The organism is Mycetohabitans sp. B2 (genome assembly GCF_021733735.1).
GTDB lineage: Bacteria > Pseudomonadota > Gammaproteobacteria > Burkholderiales > Burkholderiaceae > Mycetohabitans > Mycetohabitans rhizoxinica.
Genome location: NZ_JAHKSP010000172.1, coordinates 1 through 1,283, shown reverse-complemented (window position 1 = coordinate 1,283; position 1,283 = coordinate 1). Strand labels below are relative to the sequence as shown.

The following is a 1,283-nucleotide window of genomic DNA, read 5'->3' as shown; positions in this document are numbered from 1 at the left end:
TGGCAGCAAGCGCTGGATGCGCTGTTTGTGCGTCACGAAGCGCTGCGCTCGGTGTTCGTCAGCGTTGACGGTCAGCCGCAGGTGCAACTGTTGCCCGCCGAGGTGAGGGTGCCGATGGCCTGGCATGATCTGCGCGGCGTGCCGGATGCGCAGGCGCAGTTGGTGCGCCTGAGCGCTGAGGCGTCCCAAGCGCCGTTCGACCTGGCCCGTGGCCCGCTCATGCGTGCGTGCGGGATGCAGTTGGCTGACGACGAATACGTAATGCTGCTCGTGCAGCACCATATCGTGTCGGATGGTTGGTCAATCAGCGTGATGGTGCGCGAATTGAATACGTTGTATCGCGCCGCCTGCGGTGAGCCGGCCGATCCATTACCGGCGCTGACGATCCAATATCCCGATTATGCGGCCTGGCAGCGACAGTGGCTCTCGGGCGAGCGGCTACAAGCGCAAAGCGAATACTGGCACACGGCGCTGGCCGATGCACCGGTGCTGCTGGCGCTGCCCACTGACCGGCCACGCCCGGCGCAGCAATCGTTTGCGGGGGCACGGGTGCCGATTCGGATTGATGCACCCATCACGCGAGCCTTGAAGCGTTTAAGCCAAGCCCAGGGCGCGACGCTATTTATGACGGTGCTGGCGGCGTGGAGCGCGGTGCTCGCACGCCTGTCGGGGCAAGACGATCTGGTCATTGGCACGCCGAGCGCCAATCGTCACCATCCTCAGATTGAGCCGCTGATTGGCTTCTTTGTGAACACGCTGGCGCTGCGTGTGGATGTGTCGGGTGCGCCGAGCCCGGCGCAGTTGCTCGAGCGGGTACGGCGCACGACGTTGGAGGCGCAAGCGCATCAGGACTTGCCATTTGAGCAGGTGGTGGAGATTGTGCAGCCGCCGCGTCGGCTCGAGCATACGCCGCTGTTTCAGGTGATGTTCGCGTGGCAAAACAACGAGCGTGCCGTGTGGGATCTGCCGGAGCTGGAAGTCACGCCAGCGGACTTGGCTGATGGCGTGGCCAAGTTCGATCTGGACCTGCACCTATATGAAGCAGATGGGGAGGTTGTCGGCTGGCTGAATTATGCGACGGCGCTGTTCGATCGCGCGACGATCGAGCGACACGTTGGGTATTTGCAGACGATGTTGCAGTCGATGGCCGCTGACGACCAGCATCCGGTCACGCGTGTTCAGTTGCTGACGTCGGCTGAGCGTACGTTATTGCTCGAGACGTGGAACGCGACGCAGCAAGACTATCCGTCACACCAATGTATTCACCAGCTATTTGAAGCGCA

At 62.5% G+C, this 1,283-nt stretch carries 1 protein-coding gene; it reads left to right on the top strand.

Annotated features, from left to right (window positions below; all coding sequences use genetic code 11):
* Nucleotides 1-1,283 (top strand): condensation domain-containing protein (locus tag KPG66_RS17270; RefSeq protein WP_237071666.1); only part of this gene is annotated, 1,283 nt, incomplete at both ends.